The sequence below is a fragment of the Rathayibacter sp. AY1B7 genome (genome assembly GCF_002932735.1).
Classification (GTDB): domain Bacteria; phylum Actinomycetota; class Actinomycetes; order Actinomycetales; family Microbacteriaceae; genus Rathayibacter.
On sequence record NZ_PSWK01000020.1, the window covers coordinates 36,264 to 53,392 of the forward strand.

The following is a 17,129-nucleotide window of genomic DNA, read 5'->3' on the forward strand; positions in this document are numbered from 1 at the left end:
CTGAAGAGAGTCCCCTGGAATGGCAACTGAGACCGTCGTCCGCCCGAAGGCGAAGGTGCGTGTCGGAGATCGGGTCTTCTCGATCTCGACCGTCGCCGCCGGCTCCCTCATCCTCCTCGTCCTCGCCGCCGTCGCGATCTTCCTCATCGCGCAGTCGATCCCCGCGTTCACCGCGCCGGCCGGCAGCCTCCCCGGCGACGCGACGAGCTTCTGGGCCTACGTCGGCCCCCTGGTCTTCGGCACGGTCTGGTCGGCGGTGATCGCCCTGGTGATCGCCCTGCCGCTCTCGATCGCGATCGCCCTCTTCATCTCGCACTACGCGCCGCGCCGCATCGCGATGGCCCTCGGCTACGTGGTCGACCTCCTCGCCGCCGTCCCCTCGGTGGTCTTCGGCCTCTGGGGCGCGACCGTGCTGGCGCCGATGGTGCAGCCCTTCTACCTCTTCCTCAACGTGAACATCGGCTGGTTCCCGCTCTTCGGCGGCCAGGCGTCGGGCACCGGCAAGACGATCCTCACCGCCTCGGTGGTGCTGGCCGTCATGGTCATCCCGATCATCACCGCGGTCTGCCGCGAGATCTTCCTCCAGGCCCCGCGCCTGCACGAGGAGGCGGCGCTCGCGCTCGGCGCGACCCGCTGGGAGATGATCCGCATGGCCGTCCTGCCCTTCGGCGCTCCGGGCATCGTCTCGGCCGCCATGCTCGGCCTCGGCCGGGCCCTCGGCGAGACGCTCGCCGTCGCGATGGTGCTCTCGCCCGCGACGGTCGTCTCCTTCCTCCTGCTCACCTCGCAGAACTCGAACACCATCGCCGCGAACATCGCGCTGCAGTTCCCGGAGGCGAGCGGAGTCGGCGTGAACGTCCTCGTCGCCTCGGGCCTCATCCTCTTCGTCATCACCCTCGTCGTGAACTCGGTCGCGCGGTTCATCGTCAACCGCCGCAAGGCCTTCTCGGGAGCCAACTGATGTCCGCCGCCACCTCGTCGATGCCCTTCTCGCTGCAGGCGGGCAAGCTGCCCAAGGGCACTCCCTGGATGCTGCTCGTCGGCAGCTGGGTCGTGTTCGCCGCCGTCTTCCTGATCCTCCAGGCGGCCGGCATGATGAACGACTTCAGCCTCGTCGGCGCGATCTTCTGGGGCACCGTCCTCTTCGACGTCGCCATCTACGTGGTCTCGCGCCTGGTCGAGGGCGGCCGCAAGGCTGTCGACCGCCTCGTGACCTCGCTGGTCGCGACCGCGTTCATCATCGCGCTGCTCCCGCTGATCTCCCTGCTCTACACGGTCGTCTCCAACGGAGTCGCGCGGTTCGATCCGCTCTTCTTCTCCTCGTCCATGCGCAACGTCATCGACGCGGGCGGCGGCGCCCTCCACGCGATCATCGGCACGCTCGAGATCACGGCCATGGCCGCGCTGATCTCGGTGCCGATCGGCCTGCTCACCTCGATCTACCTCGTCGAGTACGGCCGCGGCCACCTCGCCCGGGCGATCACCTTCTTCGTCGACGTGATGACGGGCATCCCCTCCATCGTCGCGGGCCTGTTCGCCTACGCGCTCTTCGCGCTACTCCTCGGCCCCGGCGTCCGGATGGGCTTCGCCGGCTCGATCGCCCTCGCCGTGCTGATGATCCCCGTGGTCGTCCGGTCGTCGGAGGAGATGCTGAAGCTGGTCCCGAACGAGCTGCGCGAGGCGTCCTACGCCCTCGGCGTGCCGAAGTGGCTGACCATCGTCAAGATCGTGCTGCCGACCTCCATCGCCGGCATCACGACGGGCATCACCCTCGCGATCGCCCGCGTCATCGGCGAGACCGCCCCGCTGCTCATCGTCGCCGGCTTCACCGCGTCGATGAACTACGACCTCTTCAGCGAGCGGATGATGACCCTCCCGGTCTTCGTCTACACGCAGTACGCGAACCAGGGTCCCGACGCCGAGGCGTTCCTCAACCGGGCCTGGACCGGCGCGCTGGCCCTCATCCTGATCGTCATGGCGCTGAACCTGGTCGCCCGCCTGATCGCGAAGATCTTCGCCCCCAAGCTCGGCCGCTGACACCCACCACTCGGCTCCGGCCGGAATCCCCGAAGGAAGCAATGTCCAAGCGCATCGAGGTCAACGACCTCAACGTCTACTACAGCCAGTTCCTCGCGGTGGAGGGCGTCTCGCTCGCCATCGAGCCCCGCACGGTCACCGCCTTCATCGGCCCGTCCGGCTGCGGCAAGTCGACCTTCCTCCGCACGCTCAACCGCATGCACGAGGTCATCCCCGGCGCGCATGTCGAGGGCGAGGTCCTGATCGACGGCAACAACCTGTACGGCCCGGGCGTCGACCCGGTGCAGGTCCGCCGGCAGGTGGGCATGGTCTTCCAGCGCCCCAACCCGTTCCCGACGATGTCCATCCGGGACAACGTGCTGGCCGGCGTGAAGCTCAACAACCGCCGCATCTCGAAGTCGGACGCGGACGCGCTCGTCGAGCGCTCGCTCCAGGGCGCGAACCTCTGGAACGAGGTGAAGGACCGCCTCGACAAGCCGGGCTCCGGTCTCTCCGGCGGCCAGCAGCAGCGTCTGTGCATCGCCCGCGCGATCGCCGTCTCCCCCGACGTCCTCCTGATGGACGAGCCCTGCTCCGCCCTCGACCCGATCTCGACCCTCGCGATCGAGGACCTCATCGAGGAGCTCAAGAACGACTACACGATCGTCATCGTGACCCACAACATGCAGCAGGCCTCGCGCGTCTCGGACCGCACCGCGTTCTTCAACATCGCGGGCACGGGCAAGCCGGGCAAGCTCATCGAGTACGACGACACCGCGACGATGTTCTCGCGCCCGTCCGTCCAGGCGACCGAGGACTACGTCTCGGGCCGCTTCGGCTGATCAGCCGCAGACGAGAGCGAGCCGCGTCCCTCCGGGGTCGCGGCTCGCTCTCGTTCCACCGCGTTCCCTCCGGGAACGAGAAGAGCCGCACTCCGTCATGGGAGTGCGGCTCTTCTCGTGCTCGGGCCGTCAGGCGATGTCGATCGCCAGTATCGGATCGGTGGTCGGAGTCGGCGAGCCGCCGGCGTCCTCGACCGTCACGGCGACGACTCCGCCCTCGGTCAGGCTCCCCTCGAGCGGGGCCACGGTGCTGCCCTCTCCCCCGTCGAACGTCCCTGCGGCGACCGGACCGGACGAGCCGATGTACCAGAGCTCGTAGGTCTTGTCCTCCGGCAGCGGCGCCAGGTCGTCCACCACGAGGGCGGAGCGGCCGAGCGAGCTCGACCAGACCAGCGTCGCCTGCTCGCCGGTGGCGACCGTGCCGGTCGTCTCCTGCGCGTCGGGGGCGCTGCGGATCTGCTCCAGAGCCGTCTGCTGCTGCGTCTGGCCGGGGCCGGACGAGAGCAGCGGCGGAAGGGTCACTCCGCCGACCACGATCACCGCGGCGGCCGCGGCAGCCGAGAGGTAGACCGCGGGGCGGGCGAACCAGCGGCTCCGGGCGCGGTTCGCGGCGCTGCCGCCACCGTCCCGGCGAGCCGTCGGACCGCTCCGCTCGCCCTCGGAGGCGACGGGGACCAGACGGGGCGCGGCGGGCGCCTCGTGGTCCTCGTCGGGCTCCTCCAGCGGCAGCTGCGGAGTGGTGGCGATGAGCGCCATCAGGTCGGCCTTGAAGCCCGGCGAGGGCTCCACGGCGGGTGCGTCGGCGACCAGCGCCTCCGCCACCTCGGCGAACGCGTCGGCCTCGCCGCGCGCCTCCGGGTGCTCGGAGAGGAAGCGCTCGTAGCGCTCCTGCTCCTCGGGCGTCAGGATGCCCAGTGCGTGACCCGCCGCGAGATCGCGCGCGTCTTCCATCCCGTCGGGGAGTCGCACATCGTTCACAGGGCCACCCCCATCTCTTCTCGAAGTCTGATCATTCCGTCACGCAGGCGTGTCTTGACGGTTCCCACGGGGCACTGCAGGATCCCCGCGATCTCGCTGTGCGAGTATCCGCCGTAGTAAGCGAGCTGCAGCGCCTGCCGCTGCAGTTCCGTCAGGCGGCCCATGGCGGCCGCGACCTTCTCGTGCTCGAGGGACACCTCCGCCTGCTCGGAGACCTGGTCGTAGTCGCGTCCGAGGTCTCGGATTCCGATGCGCATGTCCCGATCACGGCCGGCTTGAGCCGCGCGGACCCTGTCGATGGCCCTGCGGTGTGCCATCGTGAGGATCCAGGTCGTCGCGCTTCCTTTATTCGGAGCGAAACGCCCAGCGGTTTGCCAGATCTCGAGGAAGACCTCCTGGGCCACCTCCTCGGACTGGGAGCGGTCGACGAGGACGCGGATGATCAGGCCGAGGACCCGGCCGGCCATCTGGTCGTAGAGCGCGGCGAACGCGGCCTGCTCTCCCCCGGCGATGCGCTCGAGGAGGACAGCCGCCTCCGCAGTGGTGTCGTCCGTCATCAGCCCCGCCTCGCCCGCGCCCGGGCTGAAAGATTCCGCGTCATCCAGAAGGCTGTCACGGCCAGGCCTGCAACGACGACCGACACCTCGATCGGATGCGTCACGAATCGGACATCCAGCGCCAACGTGCCGATCGGCACGAGCGCGGGGTCGCCCAGCCGGGGGGCCAGCCAGAGCGAGATCACGGCCACCGCCGCAGCGGTGATGCCCGGATAGCTGCGCAGGCGGATGAGGACCCAGAGCCCGGCGAGCACGTCGAGGACCGCGAGGACGCGCATCACCGTGCCCTGCGAGAGCGAGACCCCCGCGGCGAACTGGGCGCCCTCCGCGTCGTCGACGCTCGGGGCGGCGAGGAGGTAGAGGGCGGCGACGACCAGCAGCCCCGCCCCCGCCCAGACGCGCGCGCCGATCCGGAGAGCTCTGCTGTTCTTCATTCCGCTGGCGCCTGTCTATGGGGACTCGGGCGAGGATCGACTCCTCCTGGGCCCTCGCCTCGCGCACCGTGGCGGCGATGCGAGCAGAGAAGGGGCCGGACCGCAGGAACGCCTCTCGGCGCGAGGCCGCTCGAAGCGGCTATAAGTGGAGCCCGGGGTTACTGCGATCCGGCTTCCGCCAGTCTACCAAAGGCCTCCGCGGTGGCGGCGAGCGGCGTTCGCAGTGGGTGAACGCGGGTTGCGCGTCACTCCAGGGAGTCGCTCCGCCACAGCCGCGCGCAGCTCACGAGCTCGGCCGCGGTGGTCGAGAGGCGCAGGGCGCGGGTGGTCAGCTCGCTCGCCCGGACGGGGTTCACCGGCTCCACGTCGTCGGCGACCGAGACGGCTCCGGAGGCGCTCACGCGGCAGAACGCCGCGGCGCGGTCCAGTGCCACCGCGAAGTCGCCGTCGAAGACGCCGCGGAGGATCCGGTCGGCCAGCTCGGTGATCTCGGCCGGCCCCGTGGGAGTGCTGGCTCCGGCGACCACCGGGTCGATCGTGGCGGACAGTTCGACTCCGCGCTGGTAGAGGAAGCTCGTGCTCTCCGGGTCCTGCCGGATGACCAGCCGCAGCAGGTAGATCCGCCAGAGGGCGCCCGGCAGGCTCGCCGCGCTGGAGCGCGCCCAGAGCTCGGCCAGCGCGTCGATGCCGTTGTGGTCGGTGTACTCGACCAGGCGGTCGATGACCACCGGGTCGGGGTCGTTCCGGACACGGCTCAGCAGCGCGATCGCGGTCTCGTGGGCGACGCGGCTGATCTGCGCCGGGTCCTCTCCTCCCTGGAACGCCTCGAAGACGTGGGAGGGGAACTTGGTCGGCTTGTGGAAGCCGTCTGTCATGGGGCCGCCTTCCGCGGTCGTGCGCGCGGACGCTCTCGCGCTCGCGCTCCGTAGGGGGTTCGAGGAGGGTAACGCCCGCGGCTGGGCGGGTATGCCCGCGCGGAGGACGCGGTCCGCTCCGGGATCGTCCGCGCTCCGGGCCGCACCTGCTCCGGGCCGCACCTGCTCCGGGGGGCGTCGACGGCCCGCTACCCTGGAGCGCGCGGGCCTCTAGCTCAGTTGGCAGAGCAGCGGACTTTTAATCCGCGGGTCGTCGGTTCGAGCCCGACGGGGCCCACCACACGACCGCCTGGTCGCGCTTTCCGGACAGTGCCAGGGCGCAGCCAGGTCGCCGCACTACCGTGCAGAGGTGCTGACCGTCCTCCGCGTCCTCCTGCGCCGGCCTCGGCTGTGCGAGGCGTGCCGCGTCCGGCCGGCCCGCCGCCGTGACCCGTTCTGCTCGACGGACTGCGCGAAGACGTACTACCTCTACCTCTGACGCCTCGTCCGGGCCGCAGTGCTCCGCGACGACGTCACTCGTGGCAGAGCGACCACACCTCGTCCGGGTAGTCACGGACCTTCTCGCCGACGAGCAGGCGCCAGCGGCCGTCCTGGTGCTCGAGCAGGCGGCCGGTGACGACCTCCGAGAGCCAGTCGGAGTCGATCCGGTACCAGCGGACGAGGCGGACGGTCGTCGCAGTGTGCGAGACGCGAGTCGTCATCGCGGGAGTCCCTTCTCGAGGAGGGAGCGGGGTGCTGGAACCAGCGGAGCGTTCGACGCGCGAACGGGGGGATGACCCGCGCCGGGACGACTCCGTTGTCGACCGGCCGGGAGACTGCGGCGGGCATCCGGCGGACCGGATGCCAGGAACTCTAGACGACCGCGCGGACGGTGTCTGTCCCGTCGCCGGTCACAGCGGAGCGGCTCCGTTCAGCAGGCTCAGGGGTGGACGGTGCAGCCGGCCGAGCGCGTCTGCCGGAACGCGGCCGCTTCGCGGGTGCGGGAGCGGAGCCTCCTCGCGCGGCGGCGGAGGAGCCGCTCGCTCGGGCCGAAGGCTCCGGATTCGAGGAGCTGGCGGAGGGACAGGGTCACCTGCCGGGCCAGACGGGGATCGATGCGGCCGGGGATCCGGATCGCGTCGATGAGGTCGAGGGCGTTGCGCGTGGTGCGGGAGATCGCCATGACGGAACCCTAGGGACGCCGGGGCGCGGTGTGCGCGCCCCGGACGGGGGCGCCGACGGGGACTGATGCTCAGCCCCGGGGCGCCCCGGCGGGATCAGTCGTGCCCGTTGCTGCCGTCGCCACGGCCCGTGGAGGACTGCAGGCGGTCGATGTGCTCGGAGGCCTGGGCCTTGGTGAGGTCGGCGGGCAGGGTCTCGCCCGCCTCGCGCGCGAGGGTGTCGAGGTAGCTGCGTTGCGGGCCGGTCATCGGCTCATCGCCGGTGACCCAGTCGGACGGGTCCTTGCTGGCGCTGGTGTCGCTGCCGTCGTCGGCACGGGCGCCGAGGACGTCGCCCTCGGTCTTGACATCGGGATCGGTGGTGTTGTCATCGCTCATGGTGCGACCGTACGCCCGACCACCGACGCCGACGAGGGCTTGCGGAGCGGGCCCGGGCGCCCCGCTTCACGAGCCGAGCAGCGCGTGCGCGACGGTGAAGATGACCAGCCCGGCCAGGGAGCCCACGACGGTGCCGTTGATCCGGATGAACTGGAGGTCCTTCCCGACCTGCAGCTCGAGCTTCTCGGACGTCTCGCGCGGGTCCCAGCGGTGGATGGTGTCGCCGATGATGCTGGCGATGTCGGTGCGGTAGCGGTCGACCAGGTTGGCCGCGACCGATCCGATCCAGGAGTCGACGGTCGCCGCGAGACCGGCGTCGGTCGAGAGCCGGCGGCCCAGATCGACCACGATCGACTCGATGCTGCCGCGGAGGGGGCTCGACGGGTCGTCCATCGCGCCGAGGAGGGAGGCCTTCGTCGCCTCCCAGGCGTCCCCGGCGAGCTCGCGGACGCGCGGGCTGTCGAAGGCGCGGTTCTTGATCTCCTCGACCCGGGCGATCAGGTCGGGGTCGGTGCCCAGATCCTGCGCCAGCGTGGCGAGGTAGCCGTCGATCGCGATCCGGAACGGGTGCACCTGGTCCTCGCGCACCGCGGCGACGAAGACGAGCGCCTCGCGGTACAGCCGCTCGTCCACCGCTCGGCTGACCGCGGAGGGCAGCCAGCTCGGCAGGCGGCCGCTGACCATGCGGGTGAAGCTCTGCGGGTTCGCGGTCAGCCACGCCTCCGCCTGCTCCACCAGCGTGTCCACGAGGCGCCGGTGGTGGCCCGCCTCGACCACGCTGCCCACCAGCGAGCCCAGCGGCGGGCCCCACTGCGGGTCGAGGAGGTGGCGCCGCGCCAGCGCCTCGATCACGCGCTGCACGTCGGAGTCGTCCAGCAGGGCGATCGCCGAGCGGACGGCCGCGGCGCTCTCGCCGCCGACCCGGTGCGCGTTCTCCGGCTCGGCGAGCCACAGCCCCGCCCGCCGGGCGATCCCGAAGGAGTCGAGCTTCTCGCGCACGATGGCGCCGCGGAGGAAGTTCTCCTCGACGAACTGCGCGAGGCTCGCGCCGATCTCGTCCTTCTTGGTCGGGATGATCGCGGTGTGCGGGATCGGCAGGCCCAGCGGCCGCCGGAACAGCGCGGTCACGGCGAACCAGTCGGCGAGCGCGCCGACCATCCCGCCCTCGCTCGCGGCCCGGACCCACTGCAGCCACGGGTAGCGCTCCTGCAGGGCGAACGACACGGCGAAGACGACGGCCATCACCACGAGCAGGCCCGTGGCGAGCCGCTTCATCCGGACGAGGGCGACGCGCTTGGCCTCGTCGTCGCGCCCGACGGCCGCGAGGGAGGTCATGACGCGGTGGGGAACCCCTCGTGGCGGATGCCCCACGCGACGGTCCACTCCTCGCCCGGCTCGAGCCAGCGCAGGCCCTGCCCGCTGTTGAACGCCTCTGCCGGAGCGGTCATCGGCTCCACGGCGATCGCGGTCTTCACGTCGTCGCCGTCGGGGAAGATCCGGGTGATGAAGACCTGGATGAAGTTGTGCGAGGCGTCGGCCCAGAGGAGCACGCGGCGGCCGTCCGCGGCGCGGAGGCCGTGCACGCTCTCGCCGTCGACCATCCGGACGTCGGCCCAGGCGTCGTCGAGCTCCAGGTCACCGATGCGGCGGCCGGAGCGGAGGTCCCACTCGGTGCCCTCGACCGGGTTCTGCACGGTGGGGTTGAGGCGCTCGTCGACCTCGATGTGCACCGCCGCGTCGACGGTGATCTCGAGCTCGTCGGTCGGGACGTCGCCGATGGCGAGGAAGGGGTGCGTGCCGATGGCGACGGGCGCCTCGTCGGCTCCGACGTTGACGACGCGGTGGACGACCTTCAGCCCGTCGGCCTGCAGCTCGTAGCGGACCGAGGTCTCGAGGTGGAACGGGTAGCCCGCCTGCGGCACGACCGGCGCGGCCAGCTCGACGAAGGACGGGCCCTGGTCGACGAGGCGGTACGGGGTGCTCACCAGGAGGCCGTGGATGGCGTTGTGGTACTTCGGCTCGGTGATCGCGAGCTGGAGCGTCTCGCCGCGGTGGTGCCAGCGCCCGTCCTTGACGCGGTTGGGCCAGGGCATCAGGACGATGCCCGAGCCGAACGGCGGGACGGTGCTCTCCGGGTAGGAGGCGGTGATCTCCACTCCGTCGACCGAGAGGTGGCGCAGCGCTGCGGCCACCTCCGTCACGACGGCGTGCAGGGTGCGTCCCTCGGCGGTGAGGTCGAGCGAGAACTGGCGCCCGGTGGCGGGGGCGGGGGTGAAGTCGGCCATTCCTCGATCCTACGGACTGACGCGCTCGCCGAGCGTCCGGCAGCGGGTGACCGCGAGCCCCGCCTCCTCCAGAGCGGCGACGACTCCGTCGGCGGCCCCCGCCCCCGTGAGCAGACGGTCGAACTCGTCGGGAGCGGCGACCCGGCCGAGGTCGACCACTCCGAGCTTCGAGGAGTCCGCGACCACGACCCGGCGGGTCGCCGCCTGCAGCATCCGGCGCTTCAGGGTCGCCTCCGGGAGGTTGACGTTGGTGACGCCGGCCTCGGGGTGCACGCCGGTGCAGCCGATGAAGGCGATGTCGGCGCGGATCCGCTCGAGCAGCTCGGACGCGAGCGGCTCGACCAGCGAGTGCTGCAGCGGCCGCAGAGTGCCCCCGGTGACGACGACCGTGAAGCGCGGGACGGCCGGCTCGAGCGCCAGCGCCGTGGAGAGGCCGTTCGTGATCACCGTGACGTCGCGCAGCTCCTCCCGCGCCACGAGCGCGTGCGCGATGGCGAGCGGGGTGGTGCCTACGTCGAGCACGATGCTCTGCCCGGAGGAGACGGAGGCGGCGGCCTCCTCGCCGATCGCGGCCTTCTCGTCGGAGGCGGCGCTCAGGCCCTCCTCGAGCGAGCGCTCACCGGTGGGCCTCGGCGCCGGGATCGCCCCTCCGCGCACCCGCTGGAGGACGCCCTCGCTCGCGAGCAGGGCGAGATCGGAGCGGACCGTGACGACCGAGACCCCGAGCATGTCGGCCATCGGGGCGACCCCGACGAAGCCCGAGCTCTCGGCGGCCAGACGCAGCCGCAGCCGGCGCTCGATCGCCGACGTGGACTCCTGCTCGCCGTCCGTCCTCATCCGCCCATCGTGCCCGCGGGCCGGTGGACTTGTCAAAGGGAAAACGAGCTTTCCTTTTCGAAGATGCGGCCCTAGTCTGACTCCTGCCATGAACGAAGCGATCACACTCTCCGCCGGCGTCGTCAAGCGCCCGCACACGCTGGCCGACGGCCGCGAGCTCCTCTACTTCGACGACGCCGACACGACCCTCCCCCCGGAGCGCGCCGCCGACGCACGCCACCTCGACCCCCGCCCCGCCACCGCGCGGATGCGCCAGGACGTGCTGACCGGCGAGTGGGTCTCCATCGCCGCGTCGCGCCAGAACCGCGTGTTCCTGCCGCCGGCCGAGCTCGATCCGCTCGCCCCGGCGTCGCCGACGAACCCGTCGGAGGTGCCCAGCCGGTACGACGTCGCCGTCTTCGAGAACCGCTCCCCCTCCTTCGGCCCGCTCCTCGAGGACGCGGACGCGCCCGCCTCCCTGGAGGACCTGCGCACTCTCGGGCTCGGCCGGACGCTGACCAGCGTCGGCCGCTGCGAGGTCGTCTGCTTCAGCCCCGAGCACGAGGGCTCGTTCGCCACGCTCAGCGCCTCCCGCGCCCGGACCGTGGTCGAGGCCTGGGCCGACCGCGTGGGCGCCCTCTCGGCCCTTCCCGGTGTGCAGCAGGTCTTCCCGTTCGAGAACCGCGGCGAGGCGATCGGCGTCACGCTGCACCACCCCCACGGGCAGATCTACTCCTACCCCTACGTCACGCCGCGCACGACCCGCCTGCTCGCCTCGCTCGACAGCTACGGGCCGTCGATGTTCGCCGACGTCCTCGCCTTCGAGCAGGCCGGCGAGCGCGTCCTCCTCCGCGGCGAGCACTTCACCGCGTTCGTGCCGTTCGCCGCGCGCTGGCCCGTCGAGGTGCACCTCCTGCCGCACCGCCACGTCCCGGACCTGGCGGCGACGACCCCGGAGGAGCGCGACGAGCTGGCTGTGATGTACCAGCGCCTGCTCCGCGGCATCGACGCCCTCTACGACACCCCGACGCCCTACATCGCCGCCTGGCACCAGGCCCCGGTGCACGAGCGCCGCGACGAGGTGCGCCTGATGCTCCAGATCACCTCGCCCCGCCGCGCCGAGACGAAGCTCAAGTACCTCGCGGGGAGCGAGGCCGCGATGGGCGCCTGGATCGGCGACATCGCTCCCGAGACGAGCGCCGCGGCCCTGCGCGCGGCGATCGGGCGGGCCGACGCGGCCGTGCTCGAGGCCGGGGTCGCACAGCGCCCCGGCGCGGCCCTGCCGGTCGCCGCGCACAGCGACGACTCGCTTCCCGGCGGCGCCGCCACTCCCGCCACCACCGCCGCCGACATCGCCGAGGAGAACCGATGACCACCGCTCCCGCCTCCCTGACCGCCGTCGCCGAGAGCGCGGCCTCCGCCTTCGAGCGCACCTTCGGCCGCCCCGCCGCCGGCGTCTGGGCCGGCCCCGGCCGCGTGAACCTGATCGGCGAGCACACCGACTACAACGACGGCTTCGTCTTCCCCTTCGCGATCGACCGCGCCACGGCGATGGCCGTCGCTCCGAGGGAGGACCGCCTGATCCGGATCAGCAGCGCATTCTCCCCCACAGTGGTCGAGGTCGCTCTCGACGAGCTCGGCCCCGGCGCCGTGACCGGCTGGTCGGCCTACCCGCTCGGCGTGGTCTGGGCGCTCACCGAGTACGGCGTCGACCTGGGCTCCCGCTCGGGCTTCGACGCGTACGTCGGCTCCGACGTGCCGGTCGGCGCGGGGCTCTCGAGCTCGGCGGCGCTGATGTGCGCGATGGCCGTCGCCCTCGACGAGCTCTGGCACCTCGGTTTCGACCGCGCGACGATGGCCCGCGTCGGTCGTCGCGCCGAGAACGTCGCGGTCGGCGCCCCCACCGGGATCATGGACGAGTCCGCCTCCCTCTTCGGGAAGCGCGACGCCGCGGTGTTCCTGGACTGCCGCAGCCTCGACACCGAGGTCGTCCCCCTCGGCTTCGAGGAGGCCGGCCTCGTCCTGCTCGTCGTCGACACGCGCGTCGAGCACGCGCACGCCACCGGCGGCTACGCCGAGCGGCGCGCCTCCTGCGAGCTCGGCGCCGCGACCCTCGGCGTGCCGTCGCTCCGCGAGCTGACGGTCGACGACCTGCCGCGCGCCCAGGAGCTCCTCGACGACGTCACCTACCGGCGCGTGAAGCACGTCGTGACCGAGGACGCCCGCGTGCTCGAGACCGTCCGCACCCTGCGCGAGCACGGTCCCCGGGCGATCGGCGATCTGCTCGACGCCGGCCACGTCTCCCTCCGCGACGACTTCGAGATCTCGGTGCCCGAGCTCGACACCGCCGTCGAGGCGGCGCGCGGCGCCGGAGCGATCGGCGCCCGGATGACCGGCGGCGGCTTCGGCGGCTCCGCGATCGCCCTCACCCCGGTGGAGAAGGAGGAGGAGGTCCGCGCCGCGGTCCTCGCCGCCTTCGCCGAGAAGGGCTTCACGACTCCGGAGCTCTTCCTGGTCACGGCCGCCGACGGCGCGGGTCGGGTGCTCTGACCTCTGCTTCCGTCGACGCCCCCTGCGACCTCGCGTCGCAGGGGGCGTTCCTCGTCCAGCCGCTACGGCGCCGGATCCGGCGGAACGACAGCGCGCGCCTCTCCCCCGGTGACCCGGACCAGCTCGGCGAAGCTCGTCGGGTAGACGGTGTGCGCGTGCCCGGCCGCAGCCCAGACCACGTCGTAGGCGGCGAGGGCCGTGTCGACCACGGTGCGCAGCGGCGCGGGATGGCCCACCGGCGCGATCCCGCCGATCGTCTGGCCCGTCGCGGACTTCACCTCCGCGGCCGGCGCCCGGGTGATCGATCCGCCGAGCTGCACGCCCAGCCAGGCGGTGTCGACGCGGTGGCCGCCGCTGGTCAGGACCAGCAGCGGCGCACCGTCGATCAGGAACACGAGCGAGTTGGCGATCTGGCCGACGTCGACGCCCAGCGCCTCGGCCGCCAGTGCCGCCGTCGACGCGGCCGAATCGAGCCAGCGCACGGTCGGGTGCACGCCGTGCCGGTCGAGGTCGGCGAGGACGCGGTCGACGGCCGGGTGGCTCCGTTCGCTCATGCCGCCGAGGCTAGCGCCCCGGCCGCGCTCACTTCTCGAACGTGGAGGCGTCGATCACGAAGCGGTAGCGGACGTCCGAGGCGAGGACGCGCTCGTAGGCCTCGTTGATCTGCGAGGCCGAGACGACCTCGACCTCGCTCGCGATGCCCTTCTCGGCACAGAAGTCGAGCATCTCCTGGGTCTCGCGGATGCCGCCGATGCCCGAGCCCGCGAAGGAGCGACGGGCGCCGAAGAGCGTGAAGACGTGCAACGGCAGCGCCTCGGCCGGAGCGCCCACGTTCACCATCGTGCCGTTGCGGCGCAGGAGCCCCAGGTAGGCGTCGAGGTCGAGGGGCGCGCTGACCGTGTTGACGATCAGGTCGAAGGTGTTCGCGAGATCGGTGAAGGTCGCCTCGTCGCGCGTCGCGTAGTAGTGGTCGGCGCCCAGACGGAGGCCGTCCTCCTTCTTGCTGAGGGTCTGCGAGAGCACGGTGACCTCGGCGCCCATCGCGTGCGCGAACTTGACGGCCATGTGGCCGAGCCCGCCGAGGCCGACGACGGCCACGCGCTTGCCGGGGCCCGCCTCCCAGTGCGAGAGCGGCGAGTAGGTCGTGATGCCCGCGCACAGCAGCGGGGCGGCTGCCTCGTAGGGGATCGACTCCGGGACGCGGAGCACGAAGTCCTCGACGACGACGACGTGCGTGGAGTAGCCACCCTGGGTGATGGTGCCGTCGCGGTCGACGGAGGCGTAGGTACCGGTGTTGCCCTTCAGGCAGTACTGCTCCTCGCCCGCGAGGCAGTTCTCGCACTCGCGGCAGGAGTTCACCATGCAGCCGACGCCGACGCGGTCGCCGACGGAGTGCTTGGTGACCTCGGAGCCGACCTCGGCGACGACGCCGACGATCTCGTGGCCGACGGTCAGCGGGTACGCCACCGGACCCCAGTCGCCGCGGACGGTGTGGATGTCGGAGTGGCAGATGCCGGAGTAGGCGATCTCGATGAGCACGTCGTGCGGTCCGACGTCACGGCGCTCGATGGTGGTGGGGACGAGCGGCTCGGTCGCGGAGGGGGCGGCGTAGGCGGTGACGGTGAGCATGGGTTCTCCTCGTAGGGCGGGGCGCGCTCCGAGGACGTGTCCGACGGGGTGGGGGACGCGAGAGCGCCGGGCCACGCTACCGGCAGGCGACTGGACGTCGCCCCCGAGCGCGGTCCGGCGCGGGTCCTGTGGCGCGGGACCGGTCAGCGCAGGGCGCGCTCGGCCGCCGTCACCACGTTGTGGATGAGCATCGCGCGCGTCATCGGGCCGACGCCGCCGGGCACGGGCGAGAGCCAGCCCGCGACCTCCGCCACCTCCGGTGAGACGTCGCCGGTCAGCTTCGCGCGGCCCGTCTCCGGGTTCTCGACCCGCGTGATTCCCACGTCGAGCACGGCGGCGCCGGGCTTCACCCAGTCGGCGCGGATGAGCCCGGGCACGCCCACGGCGGCCACCACGATGTCGGCGCGGCGCACCTCCGCGGCGAGATCGGCCGTGCGGGAGTGGGTGAGGGTCACGGTGGCGTCGAGGCCCTTCCGCGTGAGCAGGAGCCCGAGCGGACGGCCGACGGTGAGCCCGCGGCCCACGACGACGACATGCCGGCCCGAGGTCGGGATGCCGTGGCGCTGCAGCATCTCGACGATCCCGTTCGGCGTGCAGGGCAGCGGGCTGGCCAGCTCACCCTCGACGCCGAGCACCAGGCGGCCGAGGTTGGTGGGGTGCAGGCCGTCGGCGTCCTTGTCCGGATCCATGAGCTCGAGCATCGCGTTCTCGTCGATGCCCTTCGGCAGCGGGAGCTGGATGATGTACCCGGTCACGGCCTCCGAGTCGTTGAGCTGCCGGATGGCGGCGCGGATGTCGTCCGCCGACGCGGTCGCGGGGAGGTCCACGCGGATCGACTCGATCCCGACCTCCGCGCAGTCGCGGTGCTTGCCCGCGACGTACGAGCGGGAGGCGGGATCGTCCCCCACCAGCAGCGTGCCGAGCCCGGGCACGATGCCCCGCTCGCGCAGAGCGGCGACCCGCTCCGCGATCTCCGTCTTGACCGCCGTCGCCGTCGCGACGCCGTCGAGTACCTGTGCCGTCATCTCGGGCTCCTCGGTCGTGGCGCGGCGGAGGGGGGCGGTGCCCCGTCCTCCGCCGCGCGGGTGGTGCAGCGGATCGACTACAGCCCGGGGTAGAGCGGGAAGTCGTCGGTGAGGCGGGCGACACGGCCGCGCAGCGCCTCGAGGTCGGCCGAGGGCTTGAGCGCCTCGGCGATGACGTCGGCGACCTCGGTGAACTCCGTATCGCCGAAGCCGCGCGTCGCGAGCGCCGGCGTGCCGATGCGCAGGCCCGAGGTGACCATCGGCGGGCGGGGGTCGAACGGCACGGCGTTGCGGTTGACCGTGATGCCGACCTCGTGGAGGCGGTCCTCGGCCTGCTTGCCGTCCAACGGCGAGTCGCGCAGGTCGGCGAGGACGAGGTGGACGTCCGTGCCGCCGGTCAGGACGTCGATGCCCTCGGCCTTCGAGTCGGCCGCCGTGAGGCGCTCGGCGAGGATCTGCGCGCCGCGGATGGTGCGTGCCTGGCGATCGGCGAACTCGGGCTCGCCGGCGAGCTTGAACGCGGTCGCCTTCGCGGCGATCACGTGCATGAGCGGGCCGCCCTGCTGGCCGGGGAAGACGGCCGAGTTCAGCTTCTTGGCGTACTCCTGCTTCGCGAGGATGAGCCCCGAGCGCGGGCCGGCCAGCGTCTTGTGGACGGTGGTGGTCACGACGTCGGCGTAGGGCACCGGCGACGGGTGCAGCCCCGCCGCCACGAGGCCTGCGAAGTGGGCCATGTCGACCCAGAGCTTCGCGCCGACCTCGTCGGCGATGGCGCGGAACGCCTCGAAGTCGAGCTGACGGGGGTAGGCGGACCAGCCGGCGATGAGCACCTGCGGGCGGACCTCGAGGGCCTTCTCGCGGACCGCGTCCATGTCGATGCGGAAGGTCTGCGGGTCGACGCCGTACGCGGTCGCGTTGTAGAGCTTGCCCGAGAAGTTCAGCTTCATGCCGTGGGTCAGGTGGCCGCCGTGCGCGAGCTCGAGGCCGAGGATGGTGTCTCCGGGCTGCACGAGCGCGGCGAGCGCCGCGGCGTTGGCGGAGGCTCCGGAGTGCGGCTGGACGTTGGCGAACTCGGCGCCGAAGAGGGCCTTGGCGCGGTCGATCGCGAGCTGCTCGGCGATGTCGACGTACTCGCAGCCGCCGTAGTAGCGGCGGCCGGGGTAGCCCTCGGCGTACTTGTTGGTCAGGACGGAGCCCTGCGACTCGAGGATCGCGCGCGGCACGAAGTTCTCGCTCGCGATCATCTCGAGGTAGCCGCGCTGGCGGTCGAGCTCCTGCTGGAGCACGGCGGCGATCTCGGGGTCGACCACCGACACGGGCTGGTCGAACGAGGCGGCGACGCCGGGGCTGGCGGGGGAAGAGGACACGGACGCTCCTTGGCTGGGAAACGGAAGGGGCCCGGCAGGTCGCTGCGGCGCGACACGGCTCGTTCGGGCGACCCGATCTACGGTATCCGTTCCAGCCCAGGCGTGCGGCGGGAAAAGTGTCCGGGGCGCTGCCCCGGAGGAGGTGCCGCTCCCTGATGGTCACCCATCCGAACGCCAGTCGCGGCGGGCTCACTCTAGCAAGCGGGCCGGGTGGCGC

Annotated in this window: 20 protein-coding genes and 1 tRNA gene; 7 read left to right on the forward strand and 14 right to left on the reverse strand. The window is 72.1% G+C overall.

The features are described 5' to 3' along the window. Nucleotides 1-19: 19 nt before the first annotated feature. The 3 genes from pstC to pstB are packed head-to-tail and all read left to right on the forward strand — an operon-like array spanning nt 20 to nt 2,858. Nucleotides 20-961, forward strand: coding sequence for a phosphate ABC transporter permease subunit PstC (gene pstC, locus C5C95_RS11885; RefSeq protein ID WP_104227270.1), 942 nt, complete (start codon nt 20-22; stop codon nt 959-961). Then, complete coding sequence (gene pstA, locus C5C95_RS11890) at nt 961-2,037, forward strand: phosphate ABC transporter permease PstA (protein ID WP_104224706.1); 1,077 nt, start codon at nt 961-963, stop codon at nt 2,035-2,037. The genes pstC and pstA overlap by 1 nt, the downstream gene beginning before the upstream one ends. 41 nt (nt 2,038-2,078) lie before the next feature. Beyond that, complete coding sequence (pstB, locus tag C5C95_RS11895) at nt 2,079-2,858, forward strand: phosphate ABC transporter ATP-binding protein PstB (protein ID WP_104224707.1); 780 nt, start codon at nt 2,079-2,081, stop codon at nt 2,856-2,858. A gap of 129 nt (nt 2,859-2,987) precedes the next feature. Here pstB and C5C95_RS11900 read toward each other — a convergent pair whose 3' ends face one another. The 4 genes from C5C95_RS11900 to C5C95_RS11915 all read right to left on the reverse strand — a co-directional run bounded on the left by C5C95_RS11900 (nt 2,988) and on the right by C5C95_RS11915 (nt 5,702). After that, the gene (locus C5C95_RS11900) at nt 2,988-3,809 is read right to left on the reverse strand and encodes an anti-sigma factor domain-containing protein (protein WP_104324500.1); all 822 of its coding nucleotides are present in this window, start codon (nt 3,807-3,809) and stop codon (nt 2,988-2,990) included. 23 nt (nt 3,810-3,832) lie between these two features. After that, complete coding sequence (sigK, locus tag C5C95_RS11905; protein ID WP_104224709.1) at nt 3,833-4,393, reverse strand: ECF RNA polymerase sigma factor SigK; 561 nt, start codon at nt 4,391-4,393, stop codon at nt 3,833-3,835. Beyond that, a complete protein-coding gene (locus tag C5C95_RS11910; RefSeq protein WP_104324501.1) occupies nt 4,393-4,827 on the reverse strand; it encodes a hypothetical protein in 435 nt (144 codons plus the stop codon). Before C5C95_RS11910 ends, sigK begins: the two co-directional genes overlap by 1 nt. 245 nt (nt 4,828-5,072) lie before the next feature. Beyond that, nucleotides 5,073-5,702 carry a DNA-directed RNA polymerase subunit beta gene (locus C5C95_RS11915; protein WP_104261007.1) on the reverse strand — a complete coding sequence of 210 codons (630 nt, stop codon included), beginning with the start codon at nt 5,700-5,702 and terminating at the stop codon, nt 5,073-5,075. Between the two features lie 204 nt (nt 5,703-5,906). Between C5C95_RS11915 and C5C95_RS11920 the strand changes: the two genes are divergently transcribed. Together C5C95_RS11920 and C5C95_RS17855 are read left to right on the forward strand one after the other, a co-directional pair. Continuing rightward, a tRNA-Lys gene (locus C5C95_RS11920) sits at nt 5,907-5,982 on the forward strand. 69 nt (nt 5,983-6,051) lie between these two features. Then, on the forward strand, nt 6,052-6,180 hold the full coding sequence (locus C5C95_RS17855; RefSeq protein WP_258059535.1) for a hypothetical protein: 129 nt from the start codon (nt 6,052-6,054) through the stop codon (nt 6,178-6,180). Between the two features lie 34 nt (nt 6,181-6,214). Here the strand turns inward: C5C95_RS17855 and C5C95_RS11925 are convergent, their stop codons facing one another. The 6 genes from C5C95_RS11925 to C5C95_RS11950 form a co-directional block, all read right to left on the reverse strand. Beyond that, entirely contained in the window at nt 6,215-6,403 is a 189-nt protein-coding gene (locus C5C95_RS11925; protein ID WP_104224712.1) for a hypothetical protein, read from the reverse strand. A 218-nt stretch (nt 6,404-6,621) separates the two neighbouring features. Beyond that, entirely contained in the window at nt 6,622-6,864 is a 243-nt protein-coding gene (locus C5C95_RS11930) for a hypothetical protein (RefSeq protein ID WP_104324502.1), read from the reverse strand. Between the two features lie 94 nt (nt 6,865-6,958). Further along, nucleotides 6,959-7,240 carry a DUF3072 domain-containing protein gene (locus C5C95_RS11935; protein ID WP_104224714.1) on the reverse strand — a complete coding sequence of 94 codons (282 nt, stop codon included), beginning with the start codon at nt 7,238-7,240 and terminating at the stop codon, nt 6,959-6,961. A gap of 66 nt (nt 7,241-7,306) precedes the next feature. Then, entirely contained in the window at nt 7,307-8,575 is a 1,269-nt protein-coding gene (locus tag C5C95_RS11940) for a DUF445 domain-containing protein (RefSeq protein ID WP_104324503.1), read from the reverse strand. Then, nucleotides 8,572-9,525, reverse strand: coding sequence for an aldose 1-epimerase family protein (locus tag C5C95_RS11945; protein WP_104263066.1), 954 nt, complete (start codon nt 9,523-9,525; stop codon nt 8,572-8,574). Before C5C95_RS11945 ends, C5C95_RS11940 begins: the two co-directional genes overlap by 4 nt. A gap of 9 nt (nt 9,526-9,534) precedes the next feature. Then, nucleotides 9,535-10,362, reverse strand: a complete 828-nt coding sequence (locus tag C5C95_RS11950; RefSeq protein WP_104324504.1) for a DeoR/GlpR family DNA-binding transcription regulator — start codon at nt 10,360-10,362, stop codon at nt 9,535-9,537. 88 nt (nt 10,363-10,450) lie between these two features. Between C5C95_RS11950 and galT the strand changes: the two genes are divergently transcribed. Both galT and galK read left to right on the forward strand, forming a co-directional pair. After that, on the forward strand, nt 10,451-11,713 hold the full coding sequence (gene galT / locus C5C95_RS11955; RefSeq protein ID WP_104324505.1) for a galactose-1-phosphate uridylyltransferase: 1,263 nt from the start codon (nt 10,451-10,453) through the stop codon (nt 11,711-11,713). Continuing rightward, on the forward strand, nt 11,710-12,891 hold the full coding sequence (gene galK, locus C5C95_RS11960) for a galactokinase (RefSeq protein ID WP_104324506.1): 1,182 nt from the start codon (nt 11,710-11,712) through the stop codon (nt 12,889-12,891). The genes galT and galK overlap by 4 nt, the downstream gene beginning before the upstream one ends. 62 nt (nt 12,892-12,953) lie before the next feature. Here galK and C5C95_RS11965 read toward each other — a convergent pair whose 3' ends face one another. The 4 genes from C5C95_RS11965 to glyA form a co-directional block, all read right to left on the reverse strand. After that, nucleotides 12,954-13,445 (reverse strand): YbaK/EbsC family protein, encoded by a 492-nt coding sequence (locus C5C95_RS11965; protein ID WP_104224720.1) that lies wholly within the window; start codon nt 13,443-13,445, stop codon nt 12,954-12,956. Nucleotides 13,446-13,473: 28 nt separating this feature from the next. Beyond that, nucleotides 13,474-14,520 carry an NAD(P)-dependent alcohol dehydrogenase gene (locus C5C95_RS11970; RefSeq protein ID WP_104233905.1) on the reverse strand — a complete coding sequence of 349 codons (1,047 nt, stop codon included), beginning with the start codon at nt 14,518-14,520 and terminating at the stop codon, nt 13,474-13,476. Between the two features lie 143 nt (nt 14,521-14,663). Further along, nucleotides 14,664-15,545 (reverse strand): bifunctional methylenetetrahydrofolate dehydrogenase/methenyltetrahydrofolate cyclohydrolase, encoded by an 882-nt coding sequence (locus C5C95_RS11975; protein WP_104324507.1) that lies wholly within the window; start codon nt 15,543-15,545, stop codon nt 14,664-14,666. Nucleotides 15,546-15,622: 77 nt separating this feature from the next. Then, nucleotides 15,623-16,912 carry a serine hydroxymethyltransferase gene (gene glyA, locus C5C95_RS11980; RefSeq protein WP_104224723.1) on the reverse strand — a complete coding sequence of 430 codons (1,290 nt, stop codon included), beginning with the start codon at nt 16,910-16,912 and terminating at the stop codon, nt 15,623-15,625. Between the last annotated feature and the right edge of the window lie 217 nt (nt 16,913-17,129).

What these genes read in the sequence shown, in the direction of transcription:
- C5C95_RS11940 (WP_104324503.1), bottom strand. Translation starts at nt 8,575, where the DNA reads ATGACCTCCCTCGCGGCCGTCGGGCGCGACGACGAGGCCAAGCGCGTC.
- sigK (WP_104224709.1), bottom strand. Translation starts at nt 4,393, where the DNA reads ATGACGGACGACACCACTGCGGAGGCGGCTGTCCTCCTCGAGCGCATC.
- galT (WP_104324505.1), top strand. Translation starts at nt 10,451, where the DNA reads ATGAACGAAGCGATCACACTCTCCGCCGGCGTCGTCAAGCGCCCGCAC.
- C5C95_RS11970 (WP_104233905.1), bottom strand. Translation starts at nt 14,520, where the DNA reads ATGCTCACCGTCACCGCCTACGCCGCCCCCTCCGCGACCGAGCCGCTC.
- C5C95_RS11930 (WP_104324502.1), bottom strand. Translation starts at nt 6,864, where the DNA reads ATGGCGATCTCCCGCACCACGCGCAACGCCCTCGACCTCATCGACGCG.
- C5C95_RS11925 (WP_104224712.1), bottom strand. Translation starts at nt 6,403, where the DNA reads ATGACGACTCGCGTCTCGCACACTGCGACGACCGTCCGCCTCGTCCGC.
- C5C95_RS11900 (WP_104324500.1), bottom strand. Translation starts at nt 3,809, where the DNA reads ATGGAAGACGCGCGCGATCTCGCGGCGGGTCACGCACTGGGCATCCTG.
- C5C95_RS11975 (WP_104324507.1), bottom strand. Translation starts at nt 15,545, where the DNA reads ATGACGGCACAGGTACTCGACGGCGTCGCGACGGCGACGGCGGTCAAG.
- C5C95_RS11950 (WP_104324504.1), bottom strand. Translation starts at nt 10,362, where the DNA reads ATGAGGACGGACGGCGAGCAGGAGTCCACGTCGGCGATCGAGCGCCGG.
- galK (WP_104324506.1), top strand. Translation starts at nt 11,710, where the DNA reads ATGACCACCGCTCCCGCCTCCCTGACCGCCGTCGCCGAGAGCGCGGCC.
- pstC (WP_104227270.1), top strand. Translation starts at nt 20, where the DNA reads ATGGCAACTGAGACCGTCGTCCGCCCGAAGGCGAAGGTGCGTGTCGGA.
- pstB (WP_104224707.1), top strand. Translation starts at nt 2,079, where the DNA reads ATGTCCAAGCGCATCGAGGTCAACGACCTCAACGTCTACTACAGCCAG.
- C5C95_RS11935 (WP_104224714.1), bottom strand. Translation starts at nt 7,240, where the DNA reads ATGAGCGATGACAACACCACCGATCCCGATGTCAAGACCGAGGGCGAC.
- pstA (WP_104224706.1), top strand. Translation starts at nt 961, where the DNA reads ATGTCCGCCGCCACCTCGTCGATGCCCTTCTCGCTGCAGGCGGGCAAG.
- C5C95_RS11915 (WP_104261007.1), bottom strand. Translation starts at nt 5,702, where the DNA reads ATGACAGACGGCTTCCACAAGCCGACCAAGTTCCCCTCCCACGTCTTC.
- C5C95_RS11910 (WP_104324501.1), bottom strand. Translation starts at nt 4,827, where the DNA reads ATGAAGAACAGCAGAGCTCTCCGGATCGGCGCGCGCGTCTGGGCGGGG.
- C5C95_RS11945 (WP_104263066.1), bottom strand. Translation starts at nt 9,525, where the DNA reads ATGGCCGACTTCACCCCCGCCCCCGCCACCGGGCGCCAGTTCTCGCTC.
- C5C95_RS11965 (WP_104224720.1), bottom strand. Translation starts at nt 13,445, where the DNA reads ATGAGCGAACGGAGCCACCCGGCCGTCGACCGCGTCCTCGCCGACCTC.